Genomic DNA, 22,895 nt, shown 5'->3' on the forward strand with positions numbered 1-22,895 from the left:
CTACTCGATGAGCCAGAGCTCGACGAACGCCGGCACCGGCGTGGACGCGAGACGTTCGGCATCCGCGCACAGCCGCGAGATCTTGTCGACCTGGCTCGCGGACATGCGCCCGGCCAGCGCGCGCTGAAACTTGTCGAGCAGATGCGGGATGCCCTCGGCGCGACGGCGGCGATGACCGATCGGGTAGTCGATGGCGATGCGTTCGGTCTTGGTCCCGTCAGCAAAGAACACCTGGATCGCATTGCCGATTGCACGCTTGTCCGCATCCAGATAGTCGCGGCTGAAGTCCGCGTTCTCGCAGACCTGCATCTTCGCGCGCAGCGTGTCGATGCGTGGATCGCCTGCGACTTCGTCCTCGTAGTCCGCCGCGGTGAGCCGGCCGAAGATCATCGGCACCGCTACCATGTACTGGATGCAGTGATCGCGATCCGCGGGGTTTGCGAGCGGACCGGTCTTGTCGATGATGCGCACACCGGCCTCCTGCGTCTCGATCACGATCCGGTCGATGTCGCTGAGCCGATCCGCGACCTCGGTGTGCAATGCGAGCGCGGCTTCCACCGCGGTCTGTGCGTGAAATTCCGCCGGGAACGAGATCTTGAACAGCACGTTTTCCATCACGTAGCTGCCGAAGTCCTGCGCGAGCTTGAGCGGTTTGCCCTTGAACAGCACGTCCTGCCAGCCCCAGTTCGATGCCGACAGCGCGGACGGATAACCCATCTCGCCGGTCATCGCGATCAGCGCGAGACGCACGCCGCGCGCGGTGGCGTCGCCAGCGGCCCAGCTCTTGCGCGAGCCGGTATTCGGCGCGTGCCGGTAGGTGCGCAGGGCGCCGCCGTCGATCCAGGCGTTGGATACTGCGTTGATGATCTGCTCGCGGTTGCCGCCGAGCATCTGCGCGACGACCGCGGTCGTCGCGATGCGCACCAGCAGCACGTGATCCAGCCCGACGCGGTTGAAGCTGTTCTCCAGTGCCAGCACGCCCTGTATCTCGTGTGCCTTGATCATGGCGCCCAGCACGTCGCCCATCGTCAGTGGGGCCGCGCCGGCGGCCATGCGGGTGCGTGACAGCCAGTCGGCCACGGCCAGAATGCCGCCCAGATTGTCCGACGGATGCCCCCATTCGGCCGCCAGCCAGGTGTCGTTGAAATCCAGCCAGCGGATCATCGCACCGAGGTTGAACGCGGCCTGCACGGGGTCGAGCTCAAAGGCGGTGCCGGGCACGCGCGCACCGCCGCTCATGCCCGCGCCGGGAACCAGCGGCCCGAGCAGCTTGGTGCACGCGGGGTAGTCGAGCGCGAGCATCGCGCAGGCGAGCGAATCCATCAGGCAGTAACGCGCCGTGTCGCGCGCGAGTTCCGAGTCGACCGGATGCGAGCTGACGTAGTCGGCGATCCGGGTCAGCAGTTCGTCCGGGTCGGGGCGGGTGGCATCGCGGGTACCGATGTGGCTCATGGGGTGCTCGCTGATTTCAGAAAAAACGGGATGACGGGAGGGCTCCCTGCAACAGGGCGCGCCGCGGGGACTACCGTAACGGATCGACCGTCCGCCCGGCATCACAAATTTCAATAGCCACTATGGCGGGGCTCGGCGCGCAGGCCGGCCCGCGGCGGGGCGGTCAGTAACGACCGTGGGTCTTGGTGATGTAGTTGTTGAGTTCGACGAACTGCGAATTCATGCGGTGCAGGATGTCGTGCACCGAGCGCGCGATGTTCTGCATCAGGCGGTAGACCAGCCAGGGGTCGCGGTCGACGAGTTGTTCGACACTGGCGCGGTCGATGCTGCAAACCGCTGTCGGTTCCATCGCGCGCAGGCTCGCCGAATGTGCGTGATCGTCGACAAAGCCAAGCGCACCCGCCATGTCGCCGGGTTTGAGCATGGCCAGGGTCAGGCCCTGGCCGCCACCGGTATCGCGGGTCACGGCGAGACAGCCGGTGACGACGACATGCACGCTTGCGTCGACCTCGCCTTCGGTCAGCAGCACCTCGTCGCGGACCAGATCACGGTGACAGGCGAGCTCTGCGAGCGCCGCCACCTGTGCGTCGGTCAATCGGGCGGTCAGGGGTGAGTGCCGCAGGGCCTCGATCGTAGCCGTCGTATCCATGGGATTGGTTCCAGGGGATCAAACCGATCCCCATGCTACCGGGCTACGGCCGGCACGCATTGATCCAGCGCATGCGCAACTCCGGCCAGCCGGGACGGACGGACAGGGGCGCGACCTGACGGGCTGTTGAATTCTCATTTCAACCGCCTGATCACGCGAGACCGGGACGTCTCGCCCGAAAATCTAACATGCAAGTGTTTGATTTTCGTGAGCAACCGAAAACCACCCTTTTCGGTCGCGAGGTTGAAAAGGCCATGGAAACGCCTTTTTCAACAACCCGCTAATGCGGATGCGCACGTTCGAGCATCTCGGCCGCATGTGCGCGGGTCTGCTCGGTGATTTCCGCGCCGCCGAGCATGCGTGCGATTTCACCCGTACGCTGCTCGGGTTCGAGCGTCTGCACGCTGGTTTCGGTACGACCATCGCGCACCTGCTTGTCGACCCGCAGGTGGGCGTGTCCATGCACCGCGACCTGCGGCAGGTGGGTGACGCACAGGACCTGGCGGTTCGCGCCGAGCCGTCGCAGCAGGCGCCCGACCTGTTCGGCGACGCGCCCGCCGACGCCGGCGTCGACCTCGTCGAAGATCAGGGTCGGCACGCTCGAGGCCGCCACGGTCGCGACCTGCAACGCGAGGCTGATGCGGGAGAGTTCGCCGCCCGAGGCGATCTTGTGGATCGGACCCGGCGCGTGACCGGGATTGGTGGCGACCATGAAGCGCGCCCGCTCGGTGCCGGTCGCGCTGCGCTCGGCGCGCGGTTCGAACTCGATCGCAAGCCGCGCCTGGGACATGCCGAGTTCGCCGAGCAGTGCCTCGACTTCGGCGCTCAGGCCGAGCGCGGCTTCGCGCCGCCGCCGTCCGAGCGCGGCTGCGAGACCATCGTATTGCTTCGCCAGGGCTTCGACCTGCGCGCGCAGGGTGTCCAGGCCCTGTTCGCCGGCGTCCAGGTCCGCCAGTTCCGCAGCGAGTTCCGCATGCCGCGCGAACAGATCGCCGGCCCGCACGCGATGTTTGCGCGCCAGGGTGTGGATGCAGTCCAGCCGCTGTTCTACGGTCTGGATGCGGGCGTCGTCGGTTTCCAGGCGGTCGAGATAACGACGCAGGTCGGAGCCGGCCTCATCGAGCGCAATGACTGCGCCATTGACGGTCTGCGCGATGTCTTCGAGCCCGGCATCCAGCCCGGCCAGCTCGCGCAGCCGCTCCGCCAGGGTTGCGAGCTGCCCGCGCGGGCCGTCGTCCGCGTCCAGCGCGTCCATGGATTGTCCGCCCTCGCTGAGCAGCCGCTCGAGGTTCGACAGCCGGGCATGCTCCGCACCGAGCTGCTCGAATTCATCGGTGCCGAGGGCCAGTTCGTCGAGTTCGTCGACCTGGAAGCGCAGCAGGTCGCGATGTTCGGCGCGCGCTTGGGCGGACTGTTCGCGCCTCTGAAGCAGCTCGTTCGCCTGAGCCCACTCGGCAAAGCAGTCGGCGAGTGCCCGGGCTTCGCCCTGCAGCGCGCCGTAGTGATCGAGGCGACGCAGTTGCTCGACCGGTGCGGCCAGCGACTGGTGGGTGTTCTGGCCGTGGATGTCGACGAGCAGCGCGCCGAGTTCGGTCAGTGTGGCGATCGGTACCGGCGCACCATTGACGAATCCGCGCGAACGCCCATCGGCGCCGACCACGCGACGCAGCAGGCATTCGCCCTGGGCATCCAGTTCGCGGGCGGCGAGCCAGTCGAGGATGCCGGACCGCTCGCTGATGTCGAAGACCGCGCTGATGTCGGCGCGCGCGGCGCCGGTGCGCACCGTCGTGCGGTCGGCGCGCGCGCCCATCGCCAGCAGCAGCGCGTCGATCAGGATCGACTTGCCGGCACCGGTTTCGCCCGACAGCACCGTGAGCCCTGGGCCGAGTTCCAGACTCTGGCTGCTGACCACGGCCAGATCGCGGATTGCGAGACTGATCAGCATTGGGTGTGAATCGTTGCGGTGAATCGTGAACGGGCCCGTCCGGCCGGGGACCGGGCGTCGCTCAGCCCCAGCGCAGCTTCGCGCGCAGGACCGAGAAGTAGTCGTACTCCGGCAGGTGCAGCAGGCGCACCCGCTCGCGCTTGCGCACGACCCGCACGCGGGCGCCCGTCGGGACTTCGAATCCGGTCTGGCCGTCACAGGTCACGCGCGCGGTGTTCGCCATGGCGTCCGCGACTGTGATCTCGATGGGTTCATCGCCGCTCACGACCAGTGGCCGGTTGCTGAGTGTGTGCGGGCAGATCGGCACCAGCAGCGTCGCGTCGAGCTGCGGTTCGAGGATCGGGCCGCCACCGGACAGCGCATAGGCCGTCGACCCGGTCGGGGTCGAAACGATCAGTCCGTCGGCGCGCTGGCGATTCAGGAACCGTCCGCCGATGGTGGTTTCCAGTTCGATCATCCGCGCCGTGCCCCACTTGTGCACGACCACGTCGTTGAAGGCGTCGGCACGGCTCACCGCGTGACCCTCGTGCTCGATCTCGCAGGCGAGGATGGAGCGACGTTCCTCCAGGAATTCGCCGTCGAGGATGCGTTCGAGGCTGGTTTGCATGTCGCCAGCCGAGATCTCGGCGAGAAATCCGAGGCGACCCAGGTTGACGCCCACCAGCGGCACGTCCGTCGCGAGCATCGCCCGTGCGCAGTGCAGCAGCGTGCCGTCGCCACCCAGTACGATGGCGAGGTCCACACGCCGGGCGAGTTCATCGATTGGCAGACCGGTCGTGCCGGCCTGCGCACAGCAGGCGGCCGTGGTCTCCTCGAACAGGACCTTGGGCACGCGCGTGCCCAGCCAGCCGGCGAGCGCGGCCAGCGCGCCGCTGACACGCGGGTCCTCCGGTTTTCCGATCAGCCCGATGCTTTGAAAGCGTGACGCCATGGCTTGATTTCCCGAGATGTTCCAGACACTAGCACGGCGATCCGGTCGTTCCAACTGTGCGCACGGAGGCGTTTCAGTCGGGATTCGGACGGCAGGCCGCAGGGTCGGTCAGGTGGGTTCTGGAAGGGTCGACGACGAACTCGTCGGCGAGCGCCGAGCGTCCGAGCAGCAGTGGATAGTCGAGGCCGCTGCGATCCACCAGATTCGCTTCGATCGTGCGCGTCACGCCGCCGACACAGACCTCCAGACGGATCACGGGCCTGCGCTGGACCGCACCAAAGTGCCGGCGGATGGTCACATAGCGCAGGATCGGCCGTTCGAGGATCACGGGGCGCGCCGAGCCGGCGCCGATTTCGAGCTGTACCCAGTCGACGCCATCGCGGCTGAAGTACCGGGGGTACGCCGCATGCAGCGAGGCCGTGTCGGCGCCGGTATCGAGCTTGGCCTGCAACGGCACCCGCTGCGGACCGAGGAATACGGGCTCGACCCAGCCCGCTGTCTTCGCGGCATTCGCGCTGGATGCGATCAGCAGGGCGGCAAGCGGCGCCGCAAGCCGGTTCCGCCACGACGCTGGCCTTGACACCTGCGTCGCTGCTCGGTAGCGTGCCCTGAGCGATCCGGGTTCGATCGCTAAGCGGCTGTTTTCCAAGGAATCATCACGCATTTGTCGAATCTGAGGCCAACACTCACGGATCGTCAGCAGCACCTGCTGAAGGTGCTGGTCGAGCGTTATATCGAAGACGCGCAGCCGGTCGGATCGCGCTCGCTCGCGCGCGATTCCGGGCTTGATCTCAGCCCCGCGACGATACGCAACGTCATGGCCGATCTGGAAGACCTCGGCCTGGTCAGTTCGCCGCACACCTCGGCGGGGCGCATTCCCACGGTTGCCGGCTACCGGATCTTTGTCGATTCTCTGGTGACCTGCCGGCCGGTCGACGATGCATCGGTGCGTGAGCTCCGCTCCGTGCTGCGGGCCGACATCATTTCGTCCGGCGAGCTGCTCGCGCGTGCCTCGCAGATGCTCTCGGGCGTGACGAACCTGGCCGGTCTGGTCATGGTGCCACGCCGATCGCGCGTTGCGTTCCGGCATATCGAGTTTCTGCCGCTGGCCGGTAACCGCGTGCTGGCGATCCTCGTGACCGACGAGCGCGAGGTCCATAACCGCATCCTGCATACCGATCGTGACTACGCCGCCGCCGAGCTGGAGCAGGCGGCAAATTTCCTGAATCAGCAGTACGCCGGTCGCGACCTGAACAGCGCGCGGGAGCAGCTGATTCGGGAACTGCGCGCCACGCGCGAGCACATGAACGAACGCATGGCCTCGATCATCGCGATGGCCGAGCAGGTCATGGGTGTCGAAGGCGAGGCCGATTCCGGCGACTATGTGCTGAGCGGTCAGACCAACCTCATGCAGATCGAGGACCTCGCCGACATGCGGCGCCTGCGCGATCTGTTCGAGGCCTTCACCGAGAAACAGCAGATCCTGCACCTGCTGGAGAAATGCGTGCAGGCGAACGGCGTGAAGGTGTTCATCGGCGAGGAATCCGGCTACCAGCCGCTCGATGGATGCAGCGTGGTCGCCTCGCAGTACCAGGTCGACGGCGAGGTCATCGGCGTGCTCGGCGTGATCGGGCCGACGCGCATGGCCTACGATCGGGTCATCCCGGTCGTCGACATAACCGCGCGCCTGCTCAGCGCGGCCTTGAAACAACCCTAGCCGGCCCCAGCTTCCCGCAAACCCGTTTTCCGCCGGCCGTCGTGCCGTGCGCCCGTGTATTTCTCTGGAGGAACGAATGCCGGACCAGGACCCCACCGCGGTCGATCCGTCGAGATCCAATGCGAGCCCCGCCGACGCCACGCCGTTCGATACGCCGGCCGGGGCCGAGGCCGCCGATGCCCGACTCGCCGCCGCCGAGCAGGAGGCCGCCGATCTGCGTGATCAGCTGCTGCGGCTGCGTGCCGAAATGGACAATCTGCGCAAGCGCCAGCAGCGCGAGCTGGACGCGGCGCACAAGTACGCCGGCGAGCGTTTTGCCAGCGAGCTGCTGCCGGTGCGCGATTCCATGGAACTCGGCTGGCTGACCATCGCGGACGACGCCGCGGACATCACCAAGGTGCGCGAGGGCTACGAGCTGACCATCCGCCAGCTCGACGTCATGATGGAGAAGGTCGGGCTGGAGCCGGTCGACCCCGAGGGTCTGCCCTTCGACCCGGAGCGGCACCAGGCAATGGCGACCGAGCCGAGCGCGGAACTCGCGCCGAACACGGTCGTGAAGGTCTACCAGAAGGGCTGGCTGCTGCACGACCGGCTGCTGCGCCCGGCCATGGTCGTGGTCTCGACCCGGCCATGAGGCGTGCCGGGTTGAAAGAGCAAGCCTAAACCCCAGATTCCGTGGCATTGGTGTCATCCGAACCGACACCGCCCAAGACACATAATCAGTTAATTTCAGGAGCTGACGAAGCACATGGCCAAGATCATCGGTATCGACCTCGGCACCACGAACTCGTGCGTGGCCGTGATGGAGGGCGACAAGCCCCGCGTCATCGAAAACAGCGAAGGCGCCCGTACGACGCCCTCGATCGTCGCGTTTACCGACGACGACGTGCTCGTCGGCCAGTCGGCCAAGCGTCAGGCGGTCACCAACCCGACCAACACCCTGTTCGCGATCAAGCGACTGATTGGCCGGCGCTTCACCGACGATGTCGTGCAGCGCGACATCAAGATGGTGCCCTACAAGATTGCCAAGGCCGACAACGGCGACGCGTGGGTCGAGGTCAAAGGCAAGAAGATGGCGCCGCCGGAGGTCTCAGCGCGCGTGCTCATGAAGATGAAGAAGACCGCCGAGGACTATCTCGGCGAGACCGTCAGCGAGGCCGTGATCACGGTGCCGGCGTATTTCAACGACGCCCAGCGCCAGGCGACCAAGGACGCCGGCAAGATCGCCGGGCTGACGGTCAAGCGCATCATCAACGAGCCGACCGCCGCCGCACTGGCCTACGGCATGGACAAGAAGCGCGGCGATGCCAAGATTGCCGTGTACGACCTGGGCGGCGGCACCTTCGACATCTCGATCATCGAGATTGCCGAGATTGACGGTGAGCACCAGTTCGAGGTGCTGTCGACCAATGGCGACACCTTCCTTGGTGGTGAGGACTTCGACCTGCGCATCATCGACTACCTCGCCGACACGTTTAACAAGGAACAGGGCGTTGATCTGCGCGGTGACCCGCTCGCGATGCAGCGCCTCAAGGAGGCCGCGGAAAAGGCCAAGATCGAGCTGTCGTCGAGCCAGCAGACCGACATCAATCTGCCGTACATCACGGCGGACAAGTCCGGTCCGAAGCACCTCAATGTCAAGCTTACGCGTGCGAAGCTGGAGTCCCTGGTCGAGGACCTGATCGCGCGCACGATCGAGCCGTGCAAGATCGCCGTGAAGGATGCCGGCCTGTCCATGTCCGAGATCGACGACATCATTCTCGTCGGCGGTCAGACGCGCATGCCCAAGGTTCAGGAGATCGCGAAGAACTTCTTCGGCAAGGAACCGCGCAAGGACGTGAATCCGGATGAGGCCGTTGCTGTGGGCGCCGCGGTGCAGGCCGCCGTGCTGTCCGGCGAGGTCAAGGACGTGCTGCTGCTTGATGTCACGCCGCTGTCGCTCGGGATCGAGACCCTCGGTGGTGTCATGACCAAGCTCATCGAGAAAAACACGACCATCCCGACCAAGGCCCAGCAGGTCTTTTCGACCGCTGACGACAGCCAGACGGCGGTCACCGTGCATGTGCTCCAGGGTGAGCGCGAGCGTGCGGCCGACAACAAGTCGCTCGGGCGCTTCGATCTCTCGGACATCCCGCCGGCGCCGCGCGGCGTGCCGCAGATCGAGGTGACTTTCGATATCGATGCAAACGGCATCCTGAACGTGTCCGCGAAGGACAAGGCCACTGGCAAGGAGCAGAACATCGTGATCAAGGCCTCGTCCGGGCTTTCGGACGACGAGGTCGAACGCATGGTGCGCGATGCCGAGTCGCATGCCGAGGAAGACCGCAAGTTCCACGAGCTGGTCACTGCGCGCAACCAGGCCGACAATCTCGTGCATGCGACCCGCAAGTCGCTGAAAGACCTGGGCGACAAGGTCGCCGCTGCCGAAATGGCCGAGGCCGAGGATGCGATCAAGGCGCTCGAGGAAGTCCTCAAGGGCGACGACAAGGACCAGATCGACGCCAAGGCCCAGGCGCTCGCAACAATTGCCGGCAAGCTCGCCGAACAGGCGTATGCGAAAGCCGGCGGCGATGGCGCCGAAACTGAAACGGCCGGCGCGAAGAAGGCTGCCGGCGACGATGTCGTCGACGCGGAGTTCGAGGAGGTCGACGACCGCAAGTCCTGAACCGAGCGGACGCGCGAAACCGGCCCCCGGTTGCCGAGCCATCTGGCTCGGTGGCCGGGGGCCTTTTTGTGCGCCCTGCGGTTCGCGGCTATGATTCCACGGCAGACTATGGCGGGCGGGGCGATGGACTGCGGAGTGTCCGATCACTGATGAGCGTTTCCGGTCGCATCGAAACCGCGTCGAGTCCCGAGACAGCGCCGGCGCTCTCGCCGCTGGCGCGGATCATCTATGCGCACCTCGATGCGCAAGGTGTGGTGCGTGTCGCTTCGGACGGATTCGCGCACTGGTTCCAGCGCAGCGTTCGCGGGATCACCGGGCTGCCGCTCGACAAGGTCGTGGACCGCCGCCATTTCGATGCCGTGCGCGGTTTTCTGCACGATCCGGTCACCCTGGGCAGGGTCGAGGTCGACGAGCCGCTGCCGCGTCCGGTCGGATCGAACCGTCGTGCACGGTTTACCTACCTTCCTCAGTTCGCGTCCGGTTCGTGTTTTGGTTTCCTCGTCATCGCCGCCGATGTCTCGGCGCCGGCCGAGCCGGAAACGGATGCCGCCTGGGGGCCCGATTTCGAACATTGCGCGGCGGTGCCGACCGTGGTGCTGCGGCGCGGGGCGCCGGATTCCCAGGTGCTGCATGCGAACGCCGCGTTCGGCGCCCTGAGTGGCCTGGACCCGGCGCGCCTGGGCGGCATGAGACTCGACCCCGGCGCCTGCCGCTGGCTCACTGCGGAGTCCACCGAGCGCCTGTGCGCGGCCGTGTCCCAGGGCCAGGCAACGAGCCTGGTGCTGCGCGCGCGCCAGTTCGGAACCGGCATTCCGCAATGGGTCGAGGCCGATCTGCTGCCACACCCCGAGGCCGGTGACCTCGTGTTCGCGGGCGTGCGCGACAGCTCGCGCGAACGTGAGCTCGTGCTGATTCAGCAGGACCTAGAGCGGCGGGTCAGCGAACGCACCAGCAAGCTCATGCAGACCACCCGCCGGTTGCAGACCGAGATCGCCGAGCGCGAGCGCGCCGAGCAGCGCGGCCGCCAGACCGAGGCGCGGGCCCGCGAGGCCGAGCGGCGTGCGCAGCTCGGCACTTGGACCTGGCTGGTCAGTTCCGATGAGATCTACTGGTCGAATGAGATCTATCAGCTGCTCGGTATGAACGTCGAGCAGTTCGACCGCCGGTTTCGGGCGCTGGTGGATGCCGCGCAAGCCGACGACCGCGGGCGCGTGGATGCCGCCATCACGGCCCTCATCAACGAGCAGCGCGGCTTTGATCTGGAATTTCGCATCGTCCGACCGGACGGCGAGGAGCGCACCCTGCGTGCGACGGCGGTGCGGGACGATGGTGCGGCCGGCGCGATCGAAATGACTGGCACGGTGCAGGATGTGACCTACCACCGCCGGCTCGAGGAGCAGGCCGCGTTGCAGCAGGCGCAGCTGGTGCAGGCCAATCGGCTCACGGCGCTCGGTACGCTGGTGTCGTCCATGGCGCACGAGGTCAACAACCCGAACAGCATGATCGCGATCAACGCACGCATCATCGCCACGGCCTTGAACGATCTTGAACCCGCGCTGGTGGCCTGGGCGGGACAGCACCCGGACTGGCAGATCGCCGGCATTCCGCACGCCGAGCTGCGCGACCAGCTGCCCGGGCTGGTCGGCGATATCGTCGAGGGCGCGCGGCGCATCTCGGCGCTGGTCGAAAATCTGCGCGGCTTCACACGGCCGCAGCCCGAGCGCGCATTCGCGCTGTTCGATGTCAACGAATCGGTGCACGGCGCCGTGCGGTTGCTCGATCGTGCGATCCGTGAGGCAACCGATGACTTTGCACTCGGGCTCGATGACGCACTTCCGCCGCTGCTCGGCGATCGCCTGCAGATCGAACAGGTGCTGGTCAATCTCATGATGAATGCGCTGGAGTCGCTGCCGGCGCGCGATTGCGCGGTGCGGGTGGAGACCGCAATCGAGGCCGGCCGGCTGATGCTGCGCGTGCGCGACCGCGGAATTGGTCTGCCGCAGGCGCTGGGGCTGCGGGTGTTCGACCCGTTTGTGACGACCAAGGCGGAGCGGGGCGGCACGGGGCTGGGACTGTCGATTTCGCGCACCATCGTCGAGGCACACGGCGGCAGCCTGAGTCTGAGCCCGGATGCGGCGGGTGGCACGCTCGCCGAGGTGACGCTGCCACACGCGGAGACGAGGCAATGAATCTGCAAGTCGCGGCCAATCCGTCGGGTCCGGTGGCCCCGATTCTGCTGGTCGACGACGAGCCGGCGCTGCTCAAGGGCCTGGCGCTGACCCTGCGCAGTGCCGGGTTCGAACGGGTCGACACCATCGAGGACTCGCGCCTGGTCGTCGCGCGGCTCGAGGCGGCGCCGGTCGCGGCCGTCGTGCTCGATCTCACGATGCCCTATCTCGACGGCGAGACGCTTTTGCGACGCATCGTCGAACGGCACCCCGAGGTGCCGGTCGTGATCGTCACGGCCACCAACGATGTCGATACGGCGGTGCGCTGCATCCGTGCCGGGGCGGTGGACTACCTCGTCAAACCGGTGGAGCCCGACCGGCTCATTGCCGCGGTCGCGCGTACGCTGGAACTGCGCGAACTGCGCGGTGAGGTCGAACGCCTGCGGTCGAGCCTGCTCGAGGAGCGAGAGGCGCGGCCCGCGGCGTTCGCGCCGATCCTGACCCGCGACCCGGTGTTGGATCGACTGCTGCGCTACGTCGAGGCGATTGCGCCCTCGGCACAGCCCGTGCTGATCACCGGCGAGACCGGGGTCGGCAAAGAACTGATCGCGCGGGCCGTGCATGAACTGTCCGGACGTGCGGGCCCGCTGGTCAGCGTGAACGTCGCGGGCATCGACGATCAGGTGTTCGGCGATACGCTGTTCGGGCATCAGCGCGGTGCATTCACGGGGGCGGATGCAAACCGGCGCGGACTGATCCGTGAGGCCGGCGAGGGCACCGTGTTCCTCGACGAGATCGGCGATCTCGGCGCGGCCTCACAGGTCAAGCTGCTGCGTCTGCTTCAGGACGGCCAGTTCTATCCGCTCGGCGCGGATCGGCCGGAGCGCAGTCGGGCCCGGTTTGTCGTTGCGACGAATCGGCCGCTGGACGACTCCGGAGAGCAGTGGATGCGTCGGGATTTGTATTTCCGGCTGCGCACCCACCGGGTGCATGTGCCGCCGCTACGCGAACGGCGCGACGATCTGAAACTGCTCGTCCCGGCCATGCTCGCGCGCGCAGCACGCGAACTCGGCCGCACGGTGCCGGTGGTGCCGCCGGAGATCTTTGCGCTGCTCGGGGCCTATGAGTTTCCGGGCAATGTGCGCGAACTCGAATCGCTGCTGCACGACGCCGTTGCGCGCCACGAGCGCGGGGTACTGTCGCTCGAGAGTCTGCGTGCGGCGATCGGAGGACGGGCCGACAGCGAGCTGGGCGAACACCCGGCTGCATGGGGAACTCAGACTCCATCGACTGAACGCCTGCCGACGCTGCGCGAGGCCGAAGCGGCGCTGATCGAGGCCGCCCTCGAACGTGCCCAGCATAATCAGGGCGTCGCGGCATCCCTGCTGGGGATCTCGCGACAGGCGCTGAACAAGCGACTGAGCCGGCGGACACCTTCTTCAAGCTGATCGCAACGCCGATCGCCCTGCGCGGGGTTGCGACAAAACTTGACACGAACCCTGGTGCTGTCGCGTGCTGTCGCACCCCGACAAGCGGCGCAATCTGTACAGCGGGAAACGTTATCCTTTTGTTTCAATGACTTTCGTCCATCCTGCGAGTCTGGCACGCAACCTGCTTCACAAGGGTTCGTGACTGCGGGCGTTGGTCTCTGGTCTTCTGCCCCCCTTGTCTCGCCCTGAGTCCGCCAGACGCTGTGCCTTCTAGCCACGTGTCCGGCCTTTGGACCCCGCGGTCACTTTTTTCACCCAAATCGTGCGTTCGGGTCGCAGGATCAGCGGCCCTTTCAGGGCTGGCCGCTCGGGCCGGCCCTTTTTATTTGGGTCGCCGGGAAGGCTGCGATTCCACCACTCCAGACGCCGCACGGCCTGGCGGGGTTGATTGCAGCCGTTTCTGGCCCCACCGTACCGAGCCGGTCTATCGATCCGGATCCGGACTGTCCGTATCCGGGTGAGCCGATATAATCGCCCGCTGTTTTCGTGAGATGTATTGCGGCGCGCCGCGAATCTACCGGTCCGGCCGCCGGACCGGATGCAGCCAGTTTCGGAACCCATGAGCAAACGTGATTACTACGAGGTCCTCGGCGTCGGCCGCGACTGTTCCGAGGCCGATCTGAAAAAGGCGTTCCGCCGGCTGGCGATGAAGCACCATCCGGACCGCAACAGCGACGACCCCGCTGGCGCAGAGACGCAGTTCAAGGAGGCCAAGGAGGCCTATGAAATCCTCAGCGACGCATCCAAGCGGCGCGCCTACGACCAGTTCGGCCACGCGGGCGTGGATGGGTCGGCCGGTGGCGGTTTTGGTGGCGGCGGGTTCGCCGACATCTTCGGCGATATGTTCGGTGACATCTTCGGCAATGGCGGCGGTCGGCGGGCGCGCGGCGCCGATATCGGTTACGAACTGGAATTGAGTCTCGAAGAGGCGGTCGGCGGGATCACTCGCGAGATTCGTGTGCCCACCTGGGCGGCGTGTAACACCTGTTCCGGCAGCGGGGCCGCGCCGGGCAGTGCACCGACGACCTGTTCGACCTGTCATGGCCGCGGACAGGTGCGCATGCAGCAGGGGTTCTTCTCGATCCAGCAGGCCTGCCCGGTATGCCGCGGCCGCGGATCGGTGATTTCCAACCCGTGCCGCGATTGCGACGGGCGCGGCCGCGTGCAGGAGGCAAAGACCCTGTCGGTGAAGATTCCGCCCGGCGTCGATAGCGGCGACCGCATTCGTCTTTCCGGCGAGGGCGAGGCCGGCGAATCGGGCGCGCTGCCCGGCGACCTGTACGTGCAGATCGCCGTGCTCGAACACCCGATCTTCACGCGCGATGGCGCGGACCTCTACTGCGAGGTGCCTGTGCGTTTTGCACAGGCCGCGCTGGGCGGCGAGCTGGAGGTCCCCACGCTGGAGGGCCGCGCCGTGGTCAAGGTGCCCGCCGGGACCCAGAGCGGCAAGGTGTTCCGACTGCGAGGCAAGGGCGTGCGCCCGGTGCGCGGCGGTCCCACCGGCGACCTGCTGGCACGCGTTACGGTCGAGACGCCCGTGCACCTGTCCTCGCAGCAGAAGGAAATGCTCGAGGCCTTCGATGCGACACTTTCCGACGGTGGTGACCGGCACTCGCCGCACACGAGCACCTGGCTCGACAAGGTTCGCCAGTTCGCCGAAAAAATGGGGTTGACCTGATGCACGTAGCCATTGCCGGTGCCGCCGGCCGCATGGGTCGCAGCCTGGTCGCGGCCTGTCATGCCGTGGACGGACTCGAGGTTTCCGCGGCCCTGGAAACCGCCGGACACGCACTGCTTGGCGCGGATGTCGGCGAACTCGCCGGGATCGGCACGCTGGGTCTGCCGCTCGGTTCCGATCTGGAACTGGCGGTGGCGGCCTGCGATGTACTCATCGACTTCACCGCTCCGGAGGCCACGCTGGCGCACATCGAGTCCTGCGAGGCGGTCGGCCGTGCGATGGTGATCGGCACCACGGGCTTTGAAGCGGACGGTCGGGCGCGCATCGCGCAGGCCGCCCGGCGCATCCCGATCGTCTTCGCACCCAACATGAGCGTCGGCGTCAACCTCTGCTTCAAGCTTGCGGAGATCGCCGCGCGTGCGCTAGGCGACGAGGTGGACATCGAGATCATCGAGGCGCATCACCGGCACAAGGTCGACGCGCCGTCGGGCACGGCGCTGCAGTTCGGCCGGGTGGTGGCCGACGCACTCGGGCGCGATCTGGAAGCCTGCGCGGTGTACGGACGCGAGGGCCGCACCGGGGCGCGCGATCGCCGTACGATCGGCTTCGAAACGATTCGTGCGGGGGACATCATCGGCGACCATACGGTGCTGTATGCCGGCGACGGCGAGCGTGTGGAGATCACCCACCGCGCATCGAGCCGCATGAACTTCGCCAACGGCGCGGCGCGTGCGGCACGCTGGCTCGCCGGGCGCAGGCCCGGTCTCTATGACATGCAGGACGTGCTCGGGCTACGCTGAGCGCCGCCCGCGCACGCGCTCGGGCCACCCCGCAACTCGATCTTTCCGGAGGCAATGCAGAGAAGATGCGTCAGATCGTCATCGTCGGATCCGGGTTCGGCGCGTGCACCGCGGTGCGCCGGTTGCGCAAGCGCGGCTGGCGCGAAGACATCGCCGTGGTTGCGCCGGCACCGGAGCTGTTCTACTTCCCGAGCCTGATCTGGGTGCCGTACGGGCGTCGCGACGAACGCAGCCTGCGCATCGATCTGAGTGGCTTTTTTCGTCGCCACGACGTGAGATTTCACGCCGCACGGGCGACCGGGCTGGATGCGGAATCGCGCACGCTGAAGACCGACGCCGGGGATCTTCGCTACGACGATCTCATCATCGCCAGCGGTGGTCGCTATCTGCGCAAGCTGCCGGGTATCGAAAATGCCCATATCGTCTGCGCCGGCTGGGCGCCGACCAAGGCCTGGAGCGACGCATTCGCGGGCATGGACGGCGGACGGCTTGCATTCGGTTTCGCGGGCAACCCGAACGAACCGTCGGCGATGCGCGGCGGTCCGGTATTCGAGTTCCTGTTCGGCATCGACACCTGGCTGCGCAAGCAGGGGCGCCGCGACCGGTTCGAACTGACGTTTTTCTCGCCAGCGCCGCGTCCCGGTGCGCGCATGGGTGAAAAGGCCGTGGATCGCCTGCTCGGCGAGATGTCGCGCCGCGACATTCGCACGCATCTCGGACACAAGCTCAAGGGTTTCGCGCCCGGACGCGTGGAAACCGAGGGCGGCGGGTTTGATACGGACCTGATCCTGTTCATTCCGGGGATGACCGGCCCGGACTGGGCCGCCGACAGCGGACTGGTCCTGTCCGAAGGCGGTTTCATCAAGGCCGACGCGCAGTGCCGCAGCGAGGGTCAGGATCACGTGTTCGTGGCCGGCGATGCCGGCAGCTTCCCGGGGCCGGACTGGAAGCCCAAACAGGCGCACATGGCGGACCTGCAGGCCATCGCAGCGGTCGACAACCTGCTGGCGCAGGCGGCTGGGCGATCTGCCACCGAGACCTTCAGGACCGAACTGATCTGCATCGTGGATTCCGTGACCAGCGGGACGCTCGTCTACCGCGACTCGAAGCGGGCCTTCCAGACCAGGGGGCCGCATCTGCACTGGGCCAAGTCGCTGTTCGAATGGAACTACCTGCGCCCGTATCGGGCCAGGTCGTAACCAGCGCAGTCGCGGTGCCGACTTGATCTTCGGCAACCTCGTCGAACGAGTGCGCGCCGGGGTTCGCCGGATCGCGACCCGCAACCGGATCACCGCACTCATTCGCCAGGGCGGTCCGCTCAGGATCGAAGTCGGCGGCGGCGATCGGCATGGCGGTAATGGTTGGCTGACCATGGACCTGCAGCCGCAGTGTGACCTCTACTGGGATCTGCGCCACGGTCTGCCGTTTCCTGATGCGAGCCTCGACGCCGTGTACTCGTCGCATTTTCTCGAGCACCTGAGCTTTCAGCACGGCGAGCGATTTCTGGCCGAGTGTCTGCGCGCGTTGAAACCCGGGGCGAGTTTCTCGATCTGCGTGCCTGATGCCCGGATTTTTCTGCAAGCCTATGTCAACGGGGTGGAACTGGATCGCGACCTATGGATGCCGTTCAAACCCGCCGACAATCAGACGACACGCATCGATTACGTCAATTACATCGCATACATGCGCGGGCATCACCACTACATGTTCGATGAGGAAAACCTGCTGGCGCGCCTGCGCAACGCGGGGTTCAGTGAAGTCGCGCCGCGGAGTTTTGATCCCGAGATCGACAATGCCGCCCGCGACCGTGAGTCGATCTACGCGACGGCGGTTCGTTAGCGTCGTGCCAGGGGGCGTTGATCAATCCATCCCGGATTGCCAGAGTGCTGAAAACGAAAAAGTGCGATTTTTCGTTTTCTCCCATTTTCAGCGTCTTACATCCGTCGTTGTGGCGTCACATCCATGTGCCGCGGAAAACTCTGACAATTCAGAGTTTCCCTAGGGAAGCTCTGATTAGTCCATCCTGGATTAACAGAGCGACGAAAACAAAAAAGCGCGGGTTTTCGTTTTCTTACATTTTCAATGGCTTACGCACATTGAAAATGGTGGCACGTCCCCGTGCCACGGGAAACTCTGAATTGATCAGAGTTTCCCTAGCTTCGACCGTAGACCGGGATGGCCGCGCCGTTTATCGCGCGCGCGGCATCCGAGAGCAGAAATGCGATGACACTCGCCAGATCGGCCGGCGCGACCCAGCGCGCATGATCGGCATCGGGCATGTCGGCGCGGTTGGCCGGCGTGTCGATCGTGCCGGGCAGAATGCAGTTGACGGTGATGCCGTCGTCGCGGTGCTCGGCCGCCAGCGATTCGGTCAGCGTGATGACGCCGGCCTTCGAGATGTTGTAGGGCGCCATCCGCGCCTTCGGCGCATCCGCCGCGCGTGCGGCAATGTTCACGATGCGCCCGTGCGCGCCGGCCAGCATGCGCGGGATCACTGCGCGGCAGGTGTTGAACACGGTGCGCAGGTTCAGATCCAGCATGAAGTCCCAGTCTGCGTCGCTGGTCTCGTGCAGCGGTGGGCCCATGCGAAACCCTCCGGCGACGTTCGCGAGCCCGTCGATGCGGCCGAACTCGCCGACGATGCGCCCGATGACGCCCTCGACTGCGTCCGGATCCGTCAGATCGACGCCACAGCCCGTGCAGTGGTTTGCATCGATGTCCGCGGCGGCCTGCTGGGCGCGCGATTCGTCGCGGTCGAGCAGCACCACTTCCGCGCCCGCTGCGCGGCAGGCAGCGGCCGCGGCCTGGCCCAGGGTGCCGGCGGCGCCGGTGATCAGGATCACTCGCTCGGACAGATCGGGCATACGTTTCGAACCTTCATGGCGATGGCGTTACAGGCCGGGTATCATACCGGCGGTTCCGGGCCGGTGGCGGTTCGGGACAGTCCAGAGCGGGGCGATTCGCGCGCGTTTCGTCCCGTTTCGTTTGTCAGGCCCCCACCCAATGATCCTTGATCCGAAAACACGACCGGCCCTGCTCGCGCTCGCGGACGGCACGGTGTTTCGCGGCCGCGCGGTCGGCGCGGACGGCGTCAGCGCCGGCGAGGTCGTATTCAATACGGCGATGACGGGCTATCAGGAGATCCTGACGGACCCGTCCTACGCCCAGCAGATCGTCACGCTGACTTATCCGCACATCGGCAACACCGGCTGTACGGACGAAGACGATGAGTCGGCCGGGACGTACTGCGCGGGCCTGATCGTGCGCGATGTTCCACGCCGGCACTCGAACTGGCGTGCGCAGACGGCGCTGCCCGCCTGGCTCGCCGAGCGCGGGGTCGTCGCCATCGCGGATATTGATACGCGCAGCCTGACCCGTATTCTGCGTGACCGCGGCGCCCAGCACGGTGCAATCGTCGCGGGACCGGATGCTGTAGATGCCGATGCCGCGATCGCCGCCGCGCGCGCGTTCCCGGGGCTGGTCGGGCGCGACCTGGCCGCCGAGGTTTCCACTCCTGAGGAATACGCCTGGACCGCCGGCGTCTGGAAACTCGGCGCAGGGCATCCGCAAGCGAAGTCCGGGCCCTATCAGGTCGTGGCCTACGACTATGGCGTCAAGCGCAACATCCTGCGCCTGCTGGCCGATCGCGGCTGCACGGTGACAGTGGTGCCGGCCGCGACGCCGGCCGCCGCTGTACTGGCGCGCAGGCCGGATGGCGTGTTTCTGTCCAACGGCCCCGGCGATCCGGAACCCATCGGCTACGCAATCGACGCGATTCGCACCATCGTCGACTCCGGCACGCCGACCTTCGGTATCTGCCTCGGGCACCAGCTGCTCGGTCTGGCCAGCGGGGCACGCACGGTCAAGATGAAATTCGGTCACCACGGCGCGAACCACCCGGTGCAGGAACTCGCAACGCGGCGCGTGCTGATCACCAGCCAGAATCACGGCTTTGCCGTTGATGAATCGACACTGCCCGATACCCTGCGCGCGACCCATCGTTCGCTGTTCGACGGGTCATTGCAGGGCATCGAGCGAACCGACCGGCCGGCGTTCAGTTTTCAGGGGCATCCGGAGGCGAGCCCCGGGCCGCATGACCTGACGCCGCTGTTCGATCGTTTCATCACGTCCATGCGCGCACGGCGCGAGGGTGGCTGAGCCATGCCCAGACGGACGGACATCGAAACCATCCTGTTGATCGGCGCCGGCCCGATCGTCATCGGCCAGGCCTGCGAGTTCGATTATTCCGGCGCGCAGGCCTGCAAGGCCCTGCGTGAAGAGGGCTATCGCGTCGTGCTGGTGAATTCCAACCCGGCGACGATCATGACCGATCCGGACATGGCCGATGCGATCTATATCGAGCCGATCGACTGGCGCACGATCGCAAAGATCATCGAACGCGAGCGGCCCGACGCGCTGTTGCCGACCATGGGCGGCCAGACCGCGTTGAACTGTGCGCTGGACCTCGCGCGCGAGGGTGTGCTTGACAAGTTCGGTGTCGAACTGATCGGCGCAAGCCGCGATGCCATTGACAAGGCCGAGGATCGTGAGCGCTTCCGCGACGCGATGACCAGCATCGGACTCGGCACACCGAATGCCGCCATCGCGCACAGCCTCGAAGAGGCGCTGCAGGTGCAGGCGCAGATCGGCTACCCGACCATCATCCGGCCGTCGTTCACGCTGGGCGGCTCCGGCGGCGGCATCGCCTACAACCCCGAGGAGTTCGAACAGATCTGCCAGCGCGGGTTGGACCTGTCGCCGACGAATGAGCTGCTGATCGAGCAGTCCGTGCTGGGTTGGAAAGAGTTCGAGATGGAGGTCGTGCGCGATCGCGCCGACAACTGCATCATCGTCTGTTCGATCGAAAACCTCGATCCGATGGGCGTGCACACCGGGGATTCCATCACCGTCGCGCCGGCACAGACGCTGACCGACAAGGAATACCAGATCATGCGCGACGCCTCGATCGCGGTGCTGCGCGAGATCGGCGTCGATACCGGCGGTTCGAACGTGCAGTTCGCAATCAATCCGGACGACGGCCGCATGGTCGTCATCGAGATGAATCCGCGCGTCTCGCGTTCCTCGGCGTTGGCCTCGAAGGCGACCGGCTTTCCGATTGCAAAGGTCGCCGCGAAGCTCGCGATCGGTTACACGCTCGACGAACTCTCCAACGAGATCACCGGCGGTGCCACGCCGGCATCGTTCGAGCCGACGATCGACTACGTCGTCACGAAAATTCCGCGTTTCACCTTCGAGAAGTTCCCTCAGGCCGACCCCGTACTGACGACCCAGATGAAGTCGGTCGGCGAGGTCATGGCGATCGGACGGACCTTCCAGGAGTCGTTCCAGAAGGCCCTGCGCGGTCTGGAGACCGGGCGCACAGGGCTCGATTCCATGATTGAGTCTGATACCGCGGATGCGCGCGATGTCGTCGATCGTGAGCTCGCGCGGACCGGCCCGGACCGCATCTGGTATGTGGCCGACGCCATGCGCCTGGGTTATTCGCTGGACGACATTCATGCGCGCACGTGGATCGATCCGTGGTTCCTCGATCAGGTCGAGCAGATCGTCGAGACCGAACAGGCCCTGACCGGACGCTCGGTGGAATCACTCTCGGCCGACGAATGGCGGGCGCTCAAGCGCCGCGGCTTCTCTGACCTGCGCCTTGCCCGGCTGCTGGGCGTTCGCGAACGTGTCGCGCGCGAGGCGCGGATTGCCGCCGGGGTTCGCCCCGTATTCAAGCGCGTGGATTCCTGCGCCGCTGAGTTTGCCGCGACCACGGCGTACATGTATTCGACCTATGAGCAGGAATGCGAATCGAACCCGACCACGCGCGAAAAGATCATGGTGCTCGGCGGTGGACCGAACCGGATCGGGCAGGGCATCGAGTTCGACTACTGCTGCGTGCATGCGTCGCTGGCCCTGCGCGAAGATGGTTACGAGACCATCATGGTCAACTGCAATCCGGAGACCGTCTCGACCGACTACGACACCTCCGACCGCCTGTACTTTGAGCCGCTGACGCTGGAGGACGTGCTCGAGATCGTGCATGTGGAACGCCCGCGCGGCGTCATCGTGCAGTACGGCGGACAGACGCCGCTGAAACTCGCGCGTGATCTGGAGGCCGCCGGCGTACCGATCATCGGCACGTCGCCGGACTCGATCGATCTCGCCGAGGATCGCGAGCGCTTCCAGCAGCTGATCGAGAAACTCGGTCTGCTGCAACCGCCCAACCGCACGGCCACGAGCGCTGACCAGGCCGTGAAACTGGCCGAGCAGATCGGCTATCCGCTCGTCGTCCGGCCCTCGTACGTGCTCGGCGGTCGTGCGATGGAAATCGTCCACGACCCCGAACAACTGCGCCGGTACATGCGCAATGCGGTGTCCGTGTCGAACGATGCGCCGGTGCTGCTCGACCGGTTTCTGAACGATGCGATCGAGGTCGACGTCGACATCATCTGCGACGGGACCGACGTGCTGATCGGCGGCATCATGGAACATATCGAAGAGGCCGGTGTGCATTCGGGCGATTCCGCGTGTTCGCTGCCGCCGTATACCCTGTCGGCCGACACCAAGGACGAACTGCGCCGGCAGGTCGCCGCGATGGCGCTGGAGATCGGCGTGGTCGGCCTGATGAACACGCAGTTCGCGATCCAGAATGGCGACATCTATGTGCTCGAGGTCAACCCGCGCGCCTCGCGCACCGTGCCTTTCGTTTCGAAGGCCATCGGTGTGCCGCTGGCGAAGATTGGCGCACGCTGCATGGCCGGGCGCACGCTGGCTGACCTCGGTGCAACCGAAGAGATCGTGCCGGAATACTTCTCGGTGAAGGAGTCGGTGTTTCCGTTCGCGAAGTTCCCGGGCGTCGATCCGCTGCTCGGTCCGGAGATGAAGTCGACCGGCGAGGTCATGGGCGTCGGCACGAACTTCGGCGCGGCCTTTGGCAAGGCCATGCTGGCGGCGGGTCAGGGGCTGCCCCGCAAGGGGCACGCGCTGCTGAGCGTGCGCGATCTCGACAAACCGCGTGCCCTCAAGGTTGCACGCGGACTGATCGACAGCGGATTCAAGATCAGCGCGACCCGCGGCACGCATGCCACGCTGGTCGCGGCAGGCGTCGAGGCGCAGGTCGTCAACAAGGTGCAGGAAGGCCGGCCGCACATCGTCGACCGGATCAAGAATGGCGAATTCAGCCTGATCGTAAACACAACGGAGGGCAGGGACGCGGTCGCCGATTCCTATCAGATCCGGCGTGCCGCGCTGATGCGCAAGCTCACCTACACGACGACCATCGCCGGCGCCGAGGCGACCTGCCGCGCGCTGAAGGAAATCGCCGAGGCGGGCGTCAACCGGTTGCAGGATCTGCATGCCGGCGTGCAGGCCAACTGAACAGGCATTGGGGG

Annotated in this window: 17 protein-coding genes; 11 read left to right on the forward strand and 6 right to left on the reverse strand. The window is 66.2% G+C overall.

Annotation, left to right across the window (positions count from 1 at the left end):
- The 5 genes from KDG50_07825 to KDG50_07845 all read right to left on the reverse strand — a co-directional run bounded on the left by KDG50_07825 (nt 1) and on the right by KDG50_07845 (nt 5,560).
- The gene (locus KDG50_07825; GenBank protein ID MCB1865327.1) at nt 1-1,452 is read right to left on the reverse strand and encodes a bifunctional 2-methylcitrate dehydratase/aconitate hydratase; all 1,452 of its coding nucleotides are present in this window, start codon (nt 1,450-1,452) and stop codon (nt 1-3) included.
- A 163-nt stretch (nt 1,453-1,615) separates the two neighbouring features.
- The gene (locus KDG50_07830; protein MCB1865328.1) at nt 1,616-2,101 is read right to left on the reverse strand and encodes a cyclic nucleotide-binding domain-containing protein; all 486 of its coding nucleotides are present in this window, start codon (nt 2,099-2,101) and stop codon (nt 1,616-1,618) included.
- A 280-nt stretch (nt 2,102-2,381) separates the two neighbouring features.
- Nucleotides 2,382-4,046: a DNA repair protein RecN gene (gene recN, locus KDG50_07835; protein MCB1865329.1), complete on the reverse strand. Its 1,665-nt coding sequence runs from the start codon at nt 4,044-4,046 to the stop codon at nt 2,382-2,384.
- Nucleotides 4,047-4,107: 61 nt separating this feature from the next.
- Nucleotides 4,108-4,977, reverse strand: coding sequence for an NAD(+) kinase (locus KDG50_07840; protein ID MCB1865330.1), 870 nt, complete (start codon nt 4,975-4,977; stop codon nt 4,108-4,110).
- Between the two features lie 73 nt (nt 4,978-5,050).
- A complete protein-coding gene (locus KDG50_07845) occupies nt 5,051-5,560 on the reverse strand; it encodes an ATP-dependent zinc protease (protein MCB1865331.1) in 510 nt (169 codons plus the stop codon).
- Nucleotides 5,561-5,629: 69 nt separating this feature from the next.
- Between KDG50_07845 and hrcA the strand changes: the two genes are divergently transcribed.
- The 9 genes from hrcA (at nt 5,630) to KDG50_07890 (ending at nt 17,334) form a co-directional block, all read left to right on the forward strand.
- Nucleotides 5,630-6,694: a heat-inducible transcriptional repressor HrcA gene (gene hrcA, locus KDG50_07850; GenBank protein MCB1865332.1), complete on the forward strand. Its 1,065-nt coding sequence runs from the start codon at nt 5,630-5,632 to the stop codon at nt 6,692-6,694.
- Nucleotides 6,695-6,770: 76 nt separating this feature from the next.
- A complete protein-coding gene (gene grpE / locus KDG50_07855) occupies nt 6,771-7,328 on the forward strand; it encodes a nucleotide exchange factor GrpE (GenBank protein MCB1865333.1) in 558 nt (185 codons plus the stop codon).
- Between the two features lie 114 nt (nt 7,329-7,442).
- Entirely contained in the window at nt 7,443-9,359 is a 1,917-nt protein-coding gene (gene dnaK, locus KDG50_07860) for a molecular chaperone DnaK (protein MCB1865334.1), read from the forward strand.
- A 149-nt stretch (nt 9,360-9,508) separates the two neighbouring features.
- Nucleotides 9,509-11,548 (forward strand): PAS domain-containing protein, encoded by a 2,040-nt coding sequence (locus KDG50_07865; GenBank protein MCB1865335.1) that lies wholly within the window; start codon nt 9,509-9,511, stop codon nt 11,546-11,548.
- The gene (locus KDG50_07870) at nt 11,545-12,975 is read left to right on the forward strand and encodes a sigma-54-dependent Fis family transcriptional regulator (protein ID MCB1865336.1); all 1,431 of its coding nucleotides are present in this window, start codon (nt 11,545-11,547) and stop codon (nt 12,973-12,975) included. Before KDG50_07865 ends, KDG50_07870 begins: the two co-directional genes overlap by 4 nt.
- A gap of 601 nt (nt 12,976-13,576) precedes the next feature.
- Nucleotides 13,577-14,695: a molecular chaperone DnaJ gene (gene dnaJ / locus KDG50_07875; protein ID MCB1865337.1), complete on the forward strand. Its 1,119-nt coding sequence runs from the start codon at nt 13,577-13,579 to the stop codon at nt 14,693-14,695.
- Complete coding sequence (gene dapB / locus KDG50_07880; protein MCB1865338.1) at nt 14,695-15,495, forward strand: 4-hydroxy-tetrahydrodipicolinate reductase; 801 nt, start codon at nt 14,695-14,697, stop codon at nt 15,493-15,495. The genes dnaJ and dapB overlap by 1 nt, the downstream gene beginning before the upstream one ends.
- Nucleotides 15,496-15,560: 65 nt before the next feature.
- On the forward strand, nt 15,561-16,694 hold the full coding sequence (locus tag KDG50_07885) for an FAD-dependent oxidoreductase (protein MCB1865339.1): 1,134 nt from the start codon (nt 15,561-15,563) through the stop codon (nt 16,692-16,694).
- A 22-nt stretch (nt 16,695-16,716) separates the two neighbouring features.
- The gene (locus KDG50_07890) at nt 16,717-17,334 is read left to right on the forward strand and encodes a methyltransferase domain-containing protein (protein ID MCB1865340.1); all 618 of its coding nucleotides are present in this window, start codon (nt 16,717-16,719) and stop codon (nt 17,332-17,334) included.
- 314 nt (nt 17,335-17,648) lie between these two features.
- Here KDG50_07890 and KDG50_07895 read toward each other — a convergent pair whose 3' ends face one another.
- Nucleotides 17,649-18,359 (reverse strand): SDR family NAD(P)-dependent oxidoreductase, encoded by a 711-nt coding sequence (locus tag KDG50_07895; GenBank protein MCB1865341.1) that lies wholly within the window; start codon nt 18,357-18,359, stop codon nt 17,649-17,651.
- A gap of 139 nt (nt 18,360-18,498) precedes the next feature.
- On the opposite strand from KDG50_07895, the gene carA reads away from it, so the two are divergent.
- Nucleotides 18,499-19,653 (forward strand): glutamine-hydrolyzing carbamoyl-phosphate synthase small subunit, encoded by a 1,155-nt coding sequence (carA, locus tag KDG50_07900; protein ID MCB1865342.1) that lies wholly within the window; start codon nt 18,499-18,501, stop codon nt 19,651-19,653.
- Between the two features lie 3 nt (nt 19,654-19,656).
- Nucleotides 19,657-22,881 (forward strand): carbamoyl-phosphate synthase large subunit, encoded by a 3,225-nt coding sequence (gene carB, locus KDG50_07905; protein MCB1865343.1) that lies wholly within the window; start codon nt 19,657-19,659, stop codon nt 22,879-22,881.
- Nucleotides 22,882-22,895: the final 14 nt, after the last annotated feature.

It is taken from the genome of Chromatiales bacterium, assembly GCA_020445605.1.
In the GTDB taxonomy this organism is placed as follows: Bacteria; Pseudomonadota; Gammaproteobacteria; order JAGRGH01; family JAGRGH01; genus JAGRGH01.

Excerpts from the sequence above, each read along its gene's own strand:
- KDG50_07825 (MCB1865327.1), bottom strand. The coding sequence starts at position 1,452 with ATGAGCCACATCGGTACCCGCGATGCCACCCGCCCCGACCCGGACGAA.
- KDG50_07830 (MCB1865328.1), bottom strand. The coding sequence starts at position 2,101 with ATGGATACGACGGCTACGATCGAGGCCCTGCGGCACTCACCCCTGACC.
- recN (MCB1865329.1), bottom strand. The coding sequence starts at position 4,046 with ATGCTGATCAGTCTCGCAATCCGCGATCTGGCCGTGGTCAGCAGCCAG.
- KDG50_07840 (MCB1865330.1), bottom strand. The coding sequence starts at position 4,977 with ATGGCGTCACGCTTTCAAAGCATCGGGCTGATCGGAAAACCGGAGGAC.
- grpE (MCB1865333.1), top strand. The coding sequence starts at position 6,771 with ATGCCGGACCAGGACCCCACCGCGGTCGATCCGTCGAGATCCAATGCG.
- dnaK (MCB1865334.1), top strand. The coding sequence starts at position 7,443 with ATGGCCAAGATCATCGGTATCGACCTCGGCACCACGAACTCGTGCGTG.
- KDG50_07865 (MCB1865335.1), top strand. The coding sequence starts at position 9,509 with ATGAGCGTTTCCGGTCGCATCGAAACCGCGTCGAGTCCCGAGACAGCG.
- KDG50_07870 (MCB1865336.1), top strand. The coding sequence starts at position 11,545 with ATGAATCTGCAAGTCGCGGCCAATCCGTCGGGTCCGGTGGCCCCGATT.
- dnaJ (MCB1865337.1), top strand. The coding sequence starts at position 13,577 with ATGAGCAAACGTGATTACTACGAGGTCCTCGGCGTCGGCCGCGACTGT.
- dapB (MCB1865338.1), top strand. The coding sequence starts at position 14,695 with ATGCACGTAGCCATTGCCGGTGCCGCCGGCCGCATGGGTCGCAGCCTG.
- KDG50_07885 (MCB1865339.1), top strand. The coding sequence starts at position 15,561 with ATGCGTCAGATCGTCATCGTCGGATCCGGGTTCGGCGCGTGCACCGCG.
- KDG50_07895 (MCB1865341.1), bottom strand. The coding sequence starts at position 18,359 with ATGCCCGATCTGTCCGAGCGAGTGATCCTGATCACCGGCGCCGCCGGC.
- carA (MCB1865342.1), top strand. The coding sequence starts at position 18,499 with ATGATCCTTGATCCGAAAACACGACCGGCCCTGCTCGCGCTCGCGGAC.
- carB (MCB1865343.1), top strand. The coding sequence starts at position 19,657 with ATGCCCAGACGGACGGACATCGAAACCATCCTGTTGATCGGCGCCGGC.